The 14,865-nt window shown below is 44.6% G+C and carries 13 protein-coding genes; 11 read left to right on the top strand and 2 right to left on the bottom strand.

Features of this window, described 5'->3' with window-relative positions; translation table 11 throughout:
- Positions 1-464: 464 nt before the first annotated feature.
- Both JNK13_00440 and JNK13_00435 read right to left on the bottom strand, forming a co-directional pair.
- Positions 465-1,085: a hypothetical protein gene (locus JNK13_00440; GenBank protein MBL7661195.1), complete on the bottom strand. Its 621-nt coding sequence runs from the start codon at positions 1,083-1,085 to the stop codon at positions 465-467.
- Positions 1,086-1,617: 532 nt separating this feature from the next.
- Entirely contained in the window at positions 1,618-2,154 is a 537-nt protein-coding gene (locus JNK13_00435; GenBank protein MBL7661194.1) for a hypothetical protein, read from the bottom strand.
- Positions 2,155-2,504: 350 nt separating this feature from the next.
- Between JNK13_00435 and JNK13_00430 the strand changes: the two genes are divergently transcribed.
- The 11 genes from JNK13_00430 (at position 2,505) to JNK13_00380 (ending at position 14,851) form a co-directional block, all read left to right on the top strand.
- Complete coding sequence (locus tag JNK13_00430) at positions 2,505-3,521, top strand: glycosyltransferase family 2 protein (GenBank protein MBL7661193.1); 1,017 nt, start codon at positions 2,505-2,507, stop codon at positions 3,519-3,521.
- Between the two features lie 62 nt (positions 3,522-3,583).
- The gene (locus JNK13_00425; GenBank protein MBL7661192.1) at positions 3,584-4,741 is read left to right on the top strand and encodes a glycosyltransferase family 4 protein; all 1,158 of its coding nucleotides are present in this window, start codon (positions 3,584-3,586) and stop codon (positions 4,739-4,741) included.
- 1 nt (position 4,742) lies between these two features.
- The gene (locus JNK13_00420; protein ID MBL7661191.1) at positions 4,743-5,918 is read left to right on the top strand and encodes a glycosyltransferase; all 1,176 of its coding nucleotides are present in this window, start codon (positions 4,743-4,745) and stop codon (positions 5,916-5,918) included.
- A 14-nt stretch (positions 5,919-5,932) separates the two neighbouring features.
- Entirely contained in the window at positions 5,933-7,357 is a 1,425-nt protein-coding gene (locus JNK13_00415) for an undecaprenyl-phosphate glucose phosphotransferase (protein MBL7661190.1), read from the top strand.
- Positions 7,358-7,487: 130 nt separating this feature from the next.
- Positions 7,488-8,813, top strand: coding sequence for a UDP-glucose/GDP-mannose dehydrogenase family protein (locus JNK13_00410; GenBank protein ID MBL7661189.1), 1,326 nt, complete (start codon positions 7,488-7,490; stop codon positions 8,811-8,813).
- Between the two features lie 152 nt (positions 8,814-8,965).
- A complete protein-coding gene (locus tag JNK13_00405; GenBank protein ID MBL7661188.1) occupies positions 8,966-9,910 on the top strand; it encodes an SDR family oxidoreductase in 945 nt (314 codons plus the stop codon).
- Positions 9,910-10,878, top strand: a complete 969-nt coding sequence (locus JNK13_00400; protein MBL7661187.1) for an SDR family NAD(P)-dependent oxidoreductase — start codon at positions 9,910-9,912, stop codon at positions 10,876-10,878. The genes JNK13_00405 and JNK13_00400 overlap by 1 nt, the downstream gene beginning before the upstream one ends.
- Positions 10,865-12,673 (top strand): elongation factor 4, encoded by a 1,809-nt coding sequence (gene lepA / locus JNK13_00395; GenBank protein MBL7661186.1) that lies wholly within the window; start codon positions 10,865-10,867, stop codon positions 12,671-12,673. Before JNK13_00400 ends, lepA begins: the two co-directional genes overlap by 14 nt.
- 126 nt (positions 12,674-12,799) lie before the next feature.
- Complete coding sequence (lepB, locus tag JNK13_00390; GenBank protein MBL7661185.1) at positions 12,800-13,402, top strand: signal peptidase I; 603 nt, start codon at positions 12,800-12,802, stop codon at positions 13,400-13,402.
- A gap of 23 nt (positions 13,403-13,425) precedes the next feature.
- A complete protein-coding gene (gene lipB, locus JNK13_00385; GenBank protein MBL7661184.1) occupies positions 13,426-14,088 on the top strand; it encodes a lipoyl(octanoyl) transferase LipB in 663 nt (220 codons plus the stop codon).
- 31 nt (positions 14,089-14,119) lie between these two features.
- A complete protein-coding gene (locus tag JNK13_00380; GenBank protein ID MBL7661183.1) occupies positions 14,120-14,851 on the top strand; it encodes a serine/threonine protein phosphatase in 732 nt (243 codons plus the stop codon).
- The last annotated feature ends 14 nt before the right edge of the window (positions 14,852-14,865 follow it).

Here is a 14,865-nt window from a genome sequence, read left to right as displayed (position 1 = left end):
TCTTTAAGAGTATTGTTGGAAGCTGCTGAAGTATCTTTAAAGGCATGCTTCCATGCATAAGGTTTGAAAGTGACACTTCTTTTTCTGCCAGGTACACGATCGATTGCAGTCTTTAGATCGTCGATTTCACTGAAAGTAAACACACCCTAACTGGTGTCATCCTCTTCTGTAACTTATTGAAATTAATGGCAGCGGGTAAGCGGCTAATTCTCCAAGGAAACACTCATAATCTGAAACAGTAGTAAAACTAAAATATTTCGCGCGGCATGCAACAACTATATGAATCTGGACGATAATGTAGTTGGAATTGTATTTTAGGGAATCAGATGTGCGCATTAAAAAGTAACCCCGTACCATTGGACACCCTTGGGCAAAAATATGAGGCTTGCAAAGTGATGAAAATTCCTTTGTAGAATGTGATGTATCGGGACGAATGAATCATCCGTCCCGATCTCTTTTGCTTCCTAGGCGTTTGTACTCCCGTCACCTTTGTCAGGCTCAATGGTGTCAACGCTTGCAAACCCTGTCAGATTATCCAGAGGATGTGACTTGTCTGGAAAACGAAGGCGATATGAACACCGAGTCCCTTCGTTGCCATGATAGAGAAAGCGCACCGTTGTCTGCTGCGTTGCTATGCCCAGATGGGCAAAGAGCGACATCAGAATTTCCAGCACCTCTTCATCGTTCAGATGCTCAGCCTGTGAAGCGATTTCTCCACTGACAGTTACAACTTGCTCAGAATAGAACTGCGCACTTGCACCTTCTCCGAGTGCATAAATGATATTCTCCACACCGCTCACAATAACGCCCAGGGTCGGCGCGCCGTCGGTAAGGCGATTCTTTGCCCAACTATTCCAGGCGTCTATAATTGTGCTTCGTGGAAAAGTTTTCCTAGATTCGCCATAACCAGCTTCCAAGCTCACAGTGCCCGTAAAATTGCGGCCGGATGTTGAAGATACATCAACTGCGATCACGTCTGAAGAGCCACGCCCTCCATAAACTACAATTTGTTGTTCCATTTTTCGTTTTCGGGAGCGACAATCGATCCAAGATTGGACCCTGACTCGATGATTAATTACCCACACGATACCATCGCTTAAAACATCTGACTTAAGTGATGATATCGAATTAAAACCTTGCGATCACTTTGCACCTCGATATCTTAATCTTAAGTTATCGAAGTACTAATAAACTTTTACTCAAAATAATCCAAAGGATCTTATGTTTGAAAGAGCAATAAATAAGGCCTTATATCACTGTGAGTGAATGTTTTCAAGGACGTCCTGTGAGGAAAGGGCGAGAGGGTGTAATTAAAAACCTCTCGCCTCTTTCCTGCAGGCACTCGCTCGGCACTCGTTGTCTCTCGCGTCAGCGTTTCCAGCGATAGTAAATATGATCTTGCCATTTCTCGAAAATCGGACCCGCAAGATACAAAAGCCTAACAATGATTGCACAGAAAATAGTCGCAGATAATGACGCGAAAGCAGCATCCATAACGCTACCGCTGCGCACCATTGAGCATTGGGCAAAAAATACCAATTCTAGGGTCTGGTTGAGAAAGGGCGAGGAGGATCTGTTTCCAAAAACCTCCTCGGTCGGAGCTACGCTTGTCGCACATTAGTATCTTCTTGTCGGCAATCGATAATTGCTTTGTCCATTTTCAATAAACTCAGCCAGTCTCGATAATGCGAAAATTACCAAGCCACAAATCAGTGCCATCGAAGATGCCGTAAGCATTGAATCGACAAGCCGATTCTCTGCGATCAGCTTTTCGATTTGCGGTTTAGAGAAGCGCGAATAGACTAGCCATCCGGCAAATGCCCCTCCGAGTAGCGCCAAAGGTCCAGAGAAGAACTCATGGTCATAAACCGTAGCCGTCAGTACGATGATTGAGGCTCCGAGTATGATCGAAGAGACGATCTGGACCCATAAACCTTGCAGCGAAAAAGTTAACCCAAAGGCCATGTTCAGCGACCAAGTCAGCCATGTCATCAGGCATTTACTGGCAAACATTAGGCACAGGCCAATGAAGAAAAAGAGGAAGAAATTGTAGGTTGCGTCAAGGAGACGTGGACCCCACCATTTTATTAATGACTGATAAGCCTTCCGAGGCGCTGACCACTTCATTGATTCGGGAATTAGATTGAGTTTCATAATTCTGCTCCTGAGCTTCAATTAGGTGAGATATTAAAACCTGTTAAACGGTTCATCCTCCTCTACCCAAATGAAAATGTGAAAAGAGCAAGCAGAAAAAGTGCTTAAAGTAGAAACTGTTTGAGTAGCTGATTTACTAAAAAATAGCTATTTCTCAGTGACTGCCAGATGCTGTGATAGAACTGCGCGCTTTGATGTGTTCTTTGCGCAGTTTTCTTGCTGATAATCGTCAGCGATTTAATTTATTTATTTTCAATAGATTCAATATGTTAAGTCGTATTCCGCAGTCTCCAGATAGACAATTTCGAGTAAATCAGTTAGAAAAGCCCGTCTCTAAAATTAAGATTTTAATGGAAGTTCATATGCAAAAGCTGATTTCTTTAGTGATCCCTGTCTACAACGAAGAAGAAAACGTTCAAAATTTATACTTCGAACTACGCGAAGTCGCAGAGAAAAATAACCTCAACTGCCAATTTGTTTTAGTTGATGACGGTTCAAAAGATCGCACCATCGAGAAACTCCTTGAAGTCGCAGGCACTGACCCACGCTTAAAACTTGTTTGCTTCCGCCGCAACTTTGGTCAAACAGCAGCCATGCAAGCTGGCTTCGACCACGCCGAAGGAGATGTAGTGATTACTCTCGATGGCGACTTGCAAAACGATCCATCCGAAATCCCAGCAATGATTAAAAAACTTGATGAAGGCTACGACCTCGTTGCCGGCTGGAGAAAAAATCGCCAAGACAAATTCCTTAGCCGTAAATTACCTTCACGCATCGCCAACAAGCTGATTTCGCGTATTACTAAAGTTCAACTTCATGACTACGGTTGCACTCTCAAGGCGATGACAGCTGATGTTGCAAAAAACATTCAGCTCTACGGCGAAATGCATCGCTTTATTCCAGCCGTCGCTGCTGAATATGGAGTAAAAATCGCGGAAGTGCCCGTCAATCACCGTGCACGCGTTGCCGGCACATCGAAGTATGGAATTTCACGCACCTTTCGCGTGATTTTAGACCTCTTAACAGTTAAGTTCTTCCTTTCTTTTGCTAAACGCCCACTGCACATGTTTGGTGCTTTAGGAATGCTAAGCAGCCTAGCTGGTGGGCTAATCCTGACCTGGCTCACTGTGCAACGCTTGTTTATGCATGTGCCACTTGCGAACCGACCAATCTTAATGCTTGGCGTGATGCTGGTCTTAATCGGCATGCAGTTTTTGTGCTTCGGATTACTGGCCGAAGTTTTGATTCGCACCTATCATGAATCTCAAGGCAAAAGTATTTATGCTGTGCGTCAAATTATTCGCCCAGGGCGCGGCGGAACAGCGCCTGAGGAAATGCACTCGCGGAAAGTCGTTAATCTCGCTTAAGCTGGGAATTGCGTCAGGCTCTTTGTGGATCTAGTTTAAGTAGTTGTTGAGGTTTAAGCGCGATGTCTGAGCCGAGAATTCTGATAGATGCAAGGAAGCTTGGCGATGGCGGAATTGGCACTTACATTCAAAATCTGATCGACGGGATGATCTCGCTGCGCGACAAAGCGCAAACAAATTTACGTTACTCGATCTTAATTGGTAAACACACACAGGTTCCGGCACGTTGGCATGGTGCCGTCGAAGTCTATGAAACGAACGAAGGCAAGTATTCACTTGCCGAATACTGCTTACTTGCCCGGCGTAACCGTGAAATTTTCAAACGTCATGAACTCTTCCACTCCCCACATTATACTTTGCCCTATAATTTAGACTTGCCAGCAGTCGTGACTGTGCATGATTTAATTCACATCACTCATCCGGATACTTTTTACCACGCCCCTGCAGCAAAATTTTTGATTGCTTCGGCAATCAAACGCGCAAGCGCCGTGATCTCGGTTAGTCAGCACAGCTGCAATCAACTCGCAGAGCACTTCCCAACTAGTATCGGCAAGACTTATTTGACTTATAATTCAACACGCTGTGGACTTGGAGTCGGCGAGCGCTATTACGGTAAGATTAATCAAGAGCGAAATGTTTTGGGTTTTGTCGGCAGCGACCGGCCGCATAAAGGCTTTCAAACATTTATACATGCCTATGCGCAAGCAGCTCAATCACTTGCTAAATCAAGTGCAGTCAGGCTGCCGCGCGTAGTCGTTGTCGGCGGGCGTTTTTCAAGAAAAACAAGAGTTGAAGCGCTTCAATTAATTCCCACAATTGAATTTAGATCCGAGCTTGTCGGAAATGCATTGCTGCAAACGCTTGCAGCTTTCGGCATGGTTTGCATTAGCTCTAAAGCAGAAGGCTTTGGACTTGTTGCACTTGAAGCCTTGGCAACCGGAACAAGAGTGATCTGTTCGCCATTGCCCAGTCTGCGCGAGGTTTGCGGGGAACAGGCATATTTTGCCAGTGATTTTTCGGAGCAAGCACTAACCCAAGCGCTCCTTAAAGCCTTAACCGATACAGACGAGCATCAACGGCAACTAGTTAATCAAGGCTTGTTACAAAGTCAGAAATTTTCTCGACGCGCTCAAGCACAGGCGACGCTGCAAGTCTATGAGCGCGTATTAAATCAGCAATTATTCTTTAATTTAGAACCTGATCAAGCACAGGCAGCCTAGTATGCGATTAGCAATTATTCACGATTGGATTTTTCAAATGCGCGGTGGCGAGAAATGCCTGGAAAGGGTGCTCGAGCTGTATCCAGAGAGTGAAGTTTTTTGTCTGTTCCGCCGTAGCGATTTTCAACACTCAGAAGCACTGAGCCCTACAATCCGTAGGACCCGCAATTATGTTTCGAGTTTAAATTCCGTCGGCCCACTGCGGAAGTTTTATCGCTTTCTTTTTCCCTGCTATCCCTTCGGGATGCGAAATCTATCTAAGCAATTAGCGCAGCGCCACGAAGAGCAGCCCTTTGATGCCGTGCTCAGTATCAGTCACTGTGCGGCAAAAAATATTAAAATTCCATCAGGCTTAAAACATTTATGCTACTGTCTGACGCCGATGCGCTACGCTTACGATCAGTATGATCGTTACTTTGGACATTTACGCTACGAGCCCTTGATTCGTCCGATCCTCCGACACTTACGTCGCTGGGATATTGCAGGTAGCGCTGGAGTTGATCGTTTTGTTGCGATTAGTGAATTTATCCAACGTCGAATCCAAACCGCCTACGGACGTAACTCCGGACTGGCTTATCCACCGGTAGAGACTGATTGGTTAAATCAACAAAACCCAGCAAAGCCGGAGAAACGCCAAGGTTTTCTCGTTGTAAATGCACTAGTGCCATATAAGAACACGCATATTATTATCGAGGCGTTTAATGAATTGGGATTGCCACTTAAGATTGTAGGCTCTGGTCCCGAAATCAGACGCCTGTTGAGAATCTCGGGCCCAAACATTACTTTTTTAGAAAAGCTTAAGGGCTCAGATTTGGCACACGAATTTAAAATGGCCGAAGGTTTCGTTTTTGCCGCTGAAGAAGATTTCGGAATGGTCTTAGTTGAGGCTCAGGCTGCGGGCTGCCCGATTATTGCTTATGGCGCCGGGGGAGCTGTTGAAATTGTTCAGCCTGGCACAGGGATATTATTTTCTTGTCTCACGCCTGAGGCAATCGTGCGCGCTGTCCAAGAATTAATCCGTGAAAAAAATAAAGGCCTGAATTCGATTGCAGAAGATCGCTCACTAGCTTCAGCGTTACGTTTCAACGTTGAGCAATTTGACCAGAAAATCCAATCGGAGTTATCTGAATTGTTGCAGCCAGAGCAGCACTATCAGACTGCTGTAGGCATGCGTTAGGGCAGGGAATTTAAATGCTAAAGAAAAATGCACAACTGTTTGAAGCACTTTTCGTGGCAACTGATCTCTTCGTTGTTTCGCTAGCCTGGATTTTTGCCTATTGGCTGCGCTTCCTTTCTGGTTGGATCGCCATCGACAAGGGTATTCCGCCATTTGTCGATTACGTTAAAATGTTGATTTTCGTGTGGTTGATTTGGGCTTATGTTTACAGGCAATTTAAGCTTTATCAGCCTACGCGCGGAAAGCGTAGAATTGTTGAAATTTTCAAACTCGTCCGAGCGAATCTTTTCGCTGTATTATTACTCCTGGCATTTACCTACCTATTTCGCGAAAAGAGCGAGCCTTTTTCTCGCGCAGTTTTTGTAATTTTTATTGGCTTGTCTATTACGCTATCAATTTTTTCTCGGATGTTAATTCGCACAATTCTGAGAGTGTTGCGATCCTCAGGATATAATTTACGCTATGCCTTGATTGTTGGGTCGGAAGCGCTAGCTCAGAAAGTCGCGCGTAGTATGCTGATGCATCGTGAGTATGGGATTGAGCTTCTTGGGTGCCTTGATCGTAATGCGGAAATTGAAGGTCAGTATCCTGAACAAAAGCGTTCGGCGCGGGGCTTTCGCGTGATTGGATCCTATGCCGACCTGCCGAAAATTATTTCTCAAGGCAAGGTCGACCTTGTTTTAGTTGCTTTGCCACTTGAAGATCATGCCGAGACAGAAACAATTTTAAGCTCGCTCGGTGATAGCATTGTAGATGTTAAAATTGTTCCAGACTTTCACCAATTTGTGCAGCTTGGTTCAGAAGTAGAAGAGTTTGATGGATTGCCCGTGGTGAGTGTGACGAGTACCCCTTTAAGTGGCATCAATCGAGTTACGAAACGAATGTTTGATACGATTTTATCGCTTGGATTGATGGCCTTTTTCTCGCCTCTATTTTTATTGATTGCTTTAATGGTTAAATTTAGCTCAAAAGGGCCAATTTTTTACTCTCAAACTAGAGTGGGCCTGGATGGTCAAGAATTTAAAATCTATAAATTCCGCTCAATGAGGATTGATGCTGAGAGGACAGGAGCTCAATTTGCAAGTAAATCCGACCCTCGCACAACATTTATCGGCAGAATGCTCAGAAAATCTAATCTCGATGAACTACCGCAATTACTTAACGTTTTTCGTGGTGAAATGTCTTTAGTTGGGCCACGCCCAGAGCGACCTGAGTTTATTGAAGAATTTCGTAAAAGAATTCCTCGCTATATGTTGCGGCACAAGGTTCAAGCCGGTATGACTGGCTGGGCTCAGGTGCACGGATGGCGAGGAAATACCTCGATTGATAAGCGTATTGAGCATGACTTGTTCTACATTGAAAACTGGTCACTTTGGCTGGATTTAAAGATCCTGCTACTTACGCTAATTCGCTCCTTCCGTGATAAAAACGCTTATTAAGAATTGTTTTCAACGATTTGTTGACGTTAAGAAATTAAAAAACAATTCGACCAGCTCATACTGCCAAAGGCTATAGTTGAGTTAAGAAAAGTGTGAGCGCAAGGGAATGTATACAGGGATATAGGAAACTATGAATATTGCAGTCATTGGAAGTGGCTATGTTGGGTTAGTAGCTGGCGCGTGTTTTGCTGAAAATGGGAATGATGTTTGTTGCGTTGATATTGATCAACGTAAGATTGACATGCTCAATCGCGGCGAAATTCCGATCTATGAACCTGGATTAAAGGAAATCGTTGAAAATAACATTGAACACAAACGCTTAACTTTTACGACAGACCTAAAAACGTCGGTACAAAATTCAGAAATAATCTTTATCGCGGTGGGAACACCCGAAGATCAAGACGGCTCGGCCGACCTGCGTTATGTGCTTGGCGTTGCCGAAAGTATTGGCAAGGCAATGAACGGCTATAAAATCATTGTTAATAAATCTACAGTCCCAGTCGGCACAGCCGATAAAGTTAGCCAAGAGATCAAAAAACACACGCAGTTTAGCTTTGATGTTGTGTCTAATCCTGAGTTTTTAAAAGAGGGCGCTGCAATTGAAGATTTTATGAAGCCCGATCGCGTGGTGATTGGCGCCTCGCGTCCCGAGGCAGCTGAGCGGATGAGAGACCTCTATGCTCCTTTTGTCCGCACTGGTAAGCCAATTCTAGTGATGGACGTGCGCAGTGCCGAATTAACAAAATATGCTTCTAACGCGATGCTGGCAACCCGTGTTACCTTCATGAATGAAATCGCTAACCTCTGTGAAAAAGTTGGTGCCGATGTGGATGCTGTGCGCCGAGGCGTAGGCACAGACAGCCGGATTGGTTCGAGCTTCTTATTCCCAGGTGTTGGCTACGGCGGGTCATGCTTTCCTAAGGACGTTAAAGCCTTGATTAAGGTTGGCGAAGAAAACGCAATCGAGATGGAGATAGTGAATGCTGTAGATCAAGTTAACACAGCTCAGAAAAGCCGCATGTCTCAAAAAGTAGCGGCGCATTTCGGTGGGGCAACGCTAAAAGGTAAGAAATTTGCACTTTGGGGCTTAGCCTTTAAGCCGCGCACAGACGATATGCGCGAAGCACCAAGTATTACGATTGCCCAAGAACTGATCAAGATGGGCGCTACAGTTTCTGTGTATGATCCAGAGGCGATGGGAGTAGCCAAAACTCTTTTTGACGCAATCGGGCTAACTGTAACTTTTGCCAGTGATAATTACGCAGCGCTTGAGGGCGCTGATGCGCTAGTGGTTGTCACGGAATGGAACGAATTTCGTCGGCCGAATTTTGATAAAGTTAAATCTTTACTTAAAGCTCCGTTGATTTTTGACGGCCGTAATATTTATGAGCCTGCAGAAATGCAAAAGCTTGGATTTACATACTACTCGATGGGACGCGTCCCTGTTGGTATTTAGACTGAGTGCCGAAATATTCTGTAGTTTAGGCACTCAGTCTAACCGTCCAGTAAACTGATTTTACTGGGCAAAATAAATGAATACCTGTTGACGAAAGTTTCGTTAACCGTAAAAACTTTTGACAACGGGTAGAGCGTAATGCGAGGTTAATTATGTCGCGGATTTTGATAACTGGTGGGGCGGGCTTTATTGGGTCACATTTAGTTGAGACACTTTTGGCACGTGGTGACGAAGTTATTTGTCTAGATAATTTCCACACGGGCCGTAAGGAAAACATCGCACAGCATCTCCAGAATTCAAATTTTGAACTCGTGCGCCACGACATTGTGGAGCCAATTCTGATTGAGGTTGATCAAGTCTACCACCTTGCCTGTCCTGCTTCGCCTGTGCACTATCAGTCTAATCCGGTGAAAACCGTAAAAACCAATGTGATCGGCACAATCAACATGCTTGGTTTGGCTAAGCGAGTTCACGCTAGATTTTTACTAGCCTCAACGTCTGAGGTTTATGGCGATCCTCAAATTAATCCCCAAGAAGAATCATATTGGGGGAATGTTAATCCAATTGGGCCACGCAGTTGTTATGATGAAGGTAAGCGCGTTGCTGAAACATTGACCATGGATTACCATCGTCAGCATAAAATCCCAGTCCACATCGTGCGCATTTTTAATACATACGGACCACGCATGCTCTTTAATGATGGGAGAGTTGTTTCGAACTTCATCGTTCAAGCTTTGCGCGGTGAACCGATCACTTTATACGGCGATGGCAGTCAAACTAGATCATTTTGCTATGTTGATGACCTGGTAAGTGGGTTAGTGGCGATGATGGACTCTGAAAATGAAATCGGTCCAATTAACTTAGGCAATCCCCGTGAAATGACAGTCAAGGAACTCGCAGAGTTAGTGGTTAAACTTACTGCTTCCAAATCCAGCTTTAAATACTTGCCGCTTCCGACAGATGATCCAACGCGTCGCAAGCCTGATATTACGCGCGCCAAGGAAAGGTTAAATTGGCAACCGAGCGTTAAGCTTGAGGACGGACTAATGCGCACGATAAAAGACTTCGAAGCTCGACTTAAGCGGGGTGAGCAATAATGGAGCGCGCTCTAGTTACTGGCGGCGCGGGTTTTATTGGCTCGCACCTAGTTGATGCTCTGGCTCAAGCCGGAATGAAAGTGCTTGTAATTGACACGCTGCAGACTGGCACGGAGAAAAATCTAGCGACTGCTTTAGCGACAGGCAATGTCGAACTTGTCAAAGCTGACATCCGCAGTGACGAAGCTTTTCAAGCAATATTGAATTTCAAACCTGCTGCAGTTTTTCACCACGCCGCTCAAGCTAGCGTGCGTTTAAGTGTAGAAAATCCAGCATATGATGTCTCTGTTAACGTTGAAGGCACGGTGCGACTACTTGAAGCAGCAAAACAAGCAGCGGTGCGTAACTTCATTTTTGCTTCTACGGGTGGAGCGATCTATGGGGAGCAGGAAATTTTCCCAGCCTCTGAAAGTCATCCCTCGCGTGCAGAGTGTCCTTACGGTGTAAGTAAGCGTGCCGGGGAACTTTTCCTGGAATACTACACACGGCAAAGTAATATTCAGGCTACCGCGTTACGTTATGCAAACGTCTACGGCCCACGCCAAAATGCAAAAGGTGAGGCCGGAGTCGTTGCAATCTTTTGTGGAAAATTACTCGAGCAGAAGCAATTAATCGTCAATGGTGACGGTGAACAGACTCGAGATTTCGTTTATGTGGCAGATGTAGTCAAAGCTAATTTATTAGCCCTGCATCGGCAAACGGGCGAAAAGTTTGCTGTCTTTAATGTTGGCACTGGTATCGAAACATCTGTTAATCAAATTACCGCCAGCTTAGTTAAGGCTTTTAGTGATATTTTTTCTACGCAACCTAAGTCCGAAATCCTTCACGGACCTGCAATGCTAGGTGAACAACGCCGTAGTGTAATCGATCATTCAAGAATTAAATCTCAACTCGGTTGGTCTCAAACGGTAACACTCGACCGTGGACTACTCGAAACCCTAAGAAGTTTTCATAATGTTTGTTTCTGATCAACGTTTTATCCGTAATTTTTCAATTATTGCTCATATCGACCATGGTAAGTCGACCTTAGCTGATCGCATTCTCGATATTACGGGAGCTGTGTCTGCTCGTGAAAAGCAAGAACAACTCCTTGATGATATGGATATTGAACGCGAAAGAGGCATTACGATTAAATCACGTTCGGTGAGTCTCGCTTATAAAGCTCAAGATGGGAATCTCTATCAATTAAACTTGATTGACACTCCTGGTCACGTCGACTTTCATTACGAAGTGTCACGCAGCCTTGCTGCCTGTGACGGCGCCTTGCTTGTTTTGGACGCAGCTCAAGGAGTGCAGGCTCAGACTATGGCTAACTGCTATACTGCGATTGCCAATGACGTTGAAATTCTTCCTGTAATTAATAAAATCGATCTCCCGCAAGCAGACATTGAGCTGACTAAATTGCAAATTCGCGAAGTTGTAGGTCTAGATGCTGAGATTGCCGTTCCGGTAAGTGCGAAAACGGGACTGGGCATTGAAGCCTTAATGGAAAGTATCGTGAAGATTATTCCTCCTCCGGTTGGCGACGTAAACGCGCCACTCAAGGCCTTACTTTTTGATTCCTGGTTTGATAACTACCGTGGTGTAATTGTCCAAGTCCGTGTCTTTGACGGAGCGATCAGGGTCGGTAGTAAAATCAAATTTATGCAGACCGGTGCACAGTATGAAGTCGATGAGCTTGGAGTTTTCGCCCCTTGGCCAAAGGCAGTAGCGGAATTAATTGCAGGTGAGGTAGGGTTTGTCGTGGCGAGTATTAAAAATATTCGTGATGCAAAAATTGGTGATACAATTACAGCGGTCTCAAACCCCACAACTCAGGCTCTCCCGGGATTTCAAGTTGTTAAGCCCTTTGTTTTTTCTGGATTATATCCGACAGACGACGCTGATTTTAACGTGCTGCGCGATTCACTGGAAAAACTTCAGCTCAATGACTCAGCGATTGCCTTTGAACCAGAAACCTCTTCGGCTTTGGGATTTGGCTTTCGCGTCGGTTATCTTGGACTCTTGCATATGGAAATTGTGCAAGAGCGACTCGAGCGCGAATTTAATTTAAATATTATCACCACTGCGCCTACGGTAGTTTATCGCATTCAGCTCTCAGATGGTTCGACGATTACGGTTGATAATCCAGCGAAGTTTCCCAACTTGACAAATATTGACAAGATTTTTGAGCCAATTATCCTCGGAACAGTTCACGTTAAGCAAGAATTTCTTGGCGCAGTCCTAACGCTTTGTGAAGATAAGCGTGGGCGGCAAAAATCACTGGAGTTCCTCCCGGGGGGCCAAGCCAAGATTGTCTATTATTTACCCCTCAATGAAGTTGTGCTTGATTTTTATGATAAGCTCAAAAGCTCAACTAAAGGCTATGCTTCATTTGATTACGAGTTTTCGGATTATGAAGAGTCAGATCTAGTGAAGCTGGATCTCAAAGTTAATGGCGAGAACGTAGATGCCTTAAGTATTATTTTACATCGCGATAATTCGATTTATCGCGGACGTGAGTTAGTCGAACGCATGAAAGATTTGATTGAACGGCAAATGTTTGAAATTCCAATTCAAGCAGCAATCGGCAATAAAGTCATTGCCCGTAGTAACGTTAAAGCACTGCGTAAGAACGTCTTAGCTAAGTGCTATGGGGGAGATATTACCCGCAAACGCAAACTTTTAGAGAAACAGAAAGAAGGTAAGAAGCGCATGAAACAAGTCGGCTCGGTGCGTATCCCGCAGGAGGCTTTCTTGGCTGTGCTTAAAATCGATAAGTAATTCACTAAACGAGTCATGACCCTCAAACGCATTCACCCGCAAGAACGCTTAAGCTTAGAAGAATTGCAGAAGCGCCACCTAAATGCTGCACGCCATGAGCCATTTTTAAGTTTTAGTGGCTGGTTGATGTTATTGGCCCTAACTATCGCACTTGTCGTGCTCTTCAGAATTTTTGTTTTCCAATCGTTTAAAATCCCCTCCGAATCAATGCTTCCAACGCTAAAAGTTGGCGACTACATCCTTGTCGATAAATTTTTTTATGGCGCAAATTTGCCGAAATTTTTTGTTGGATTAACGCCTAGTCGTAAACCGCAGCGAAACGATGTGGTGGTTTTTGATGTGCGCCCAGGCTTCGAAGAACTCGTGCAAGGCAATAATGCAAATGAACATTTTATTAAGCGAATCATCGGACTCCCTGGTGAAACCATCGAAATAAAAAATTTTCAAGCATACATTAACGGTGTCTTTAGCGATCTCGAGCAGGTCATCGTCTCTACCGATCCAAATATCTCGGAGCTGCACCACGGTAACTATGGGCCAGTCACGCTTCAGGACAATCAATACTTTGTCCTCGGAGATAATCGCATGAATAGCAAAGATAGTCGCTATTTTGGCCCAGTCGCACTAGAAGATATCGAAGGTAAGGCTTTTATTATCTATTGGTCCTGGAACGCTGGCTCACGTTACGGCTCTGTTCGCTGGGAACGAGTTGCTAAATTAATTAACTAAAATTCAATTAACTGAAATCCACTGTGCAATCTCTAACTAATTCAGGCCCACTTCAGCAGACTAAAATAAAAAATATCGAAACCCTCTTTTGTCCAGCACTGGCATATAGCTCCGGACGCTTAATTCAAGCCCGCCACCGCCAAGCCGTTCGCGAACAAAGACTCTCTGCCGCAATACTTTTTTGCGAACATCCCAATCTAATTACCGCTGGCATACGCTCTACTCTTAGTGCAAACCATCATGCACAACACAAAATTTATCATACTCAGCGTGGCGGTGAATTAACATTTCATGGACCAGGACAACTTGTTGTTTACCCGAGTGTTTTACTGCGGCGGTCGATTTCTGTACGAAAATTTGTCACTCTGGGCCTAAGTTCAATCGCCGAGTGCTTAAGACACTACGAAATCAACCCAGAAATTAATTTATCCCAGAAACACGCTGGGCTTTGGCTCAATTCAAAGAAAATTGGCGCCGTCGGCATTAAAGTCAAAAATGGCATTAGTGACCACGGCTTTTCACTTAATTTAACAGCTGATTTGTCGCCATTTCAAGATATTTCACTCTGCGGCCTTGAACCCGGCACCAATTCAACTGTATTAAATGAAACAGGAAAATCGATTTCCAGTATTGAGATTGCGCAACTTTTAAGTCCGATGTTAATTGAAGCCTTCTTAAGGAAATAGATGTAAGGTATAGTCTACCCGGATATTTTTTGTGGCTTCTAAATTAGAACAAATCACTGCAAAGCGCTATTTCGTCATCGGGGACCTGCACGGCTGCCCAGATGAACCAGCCGTCATGCTCAACTACCTCGTAAACCAAGAAGGACTATCTCAAGACGATGCAGTAATTTTCCTCGGCGACTATATCGACCGTGGTCCCAATTCAAAAGCTGTCATCGATTTAATGATCGATTTTAAAAAACGCTACCCCGCAACGCGCTTCTTGAAAGGTAACCATGAAGACATGATGCTCGATTTTTTCGGCTTCGGCGGACGCTTAGGCCAGGCCTTCCTACATAACGGCGGCTTGGAAACAATTCAAAGCTACGGAATTTCAGTCTTCGACAACGCCGAAGAAATGGCCGCCAAACTACCCGAGGAACATCGCAATTTTTTATATAACCTCGATAGCATCATCACCTTCCCAGGCTACATTACCGTCCATGCCGGCTTAAACCCTTTCCGCGAAATTAATCTACAAAATGATGGCGACGTCTTTTGGATCCGCGATGAATTCATCGCCAATATCCATAACTTTAAAGCCCTGGTCGTCTTCGGCCATACCCCCCACCGCGAAGTCTTACTGCACCAACCTTATAAAATCGGCATCGATACAGGCCTTGTTTTTGGCAATAAGTTGTCATGTCTTGAACTTCCTAGCGGAAAATTGTATCAAATCAAGAATAGCTCGTCTCAAGTCACAATTAGCACCATCAAAGTCTAATCGTGCATCTTCGT

The organism is bacterium (assembly GCA_016786595.1).
GTDB lineage: Bacteria > Bdellovibrionota_C > UBA2361 > SZUA-149 > JAEUWB01 > JAEUWB01.
Note: the sequence above shows the minus strand (reverse complement) of the source record. Positions and strands in the feature narration are given on the sequence as shown.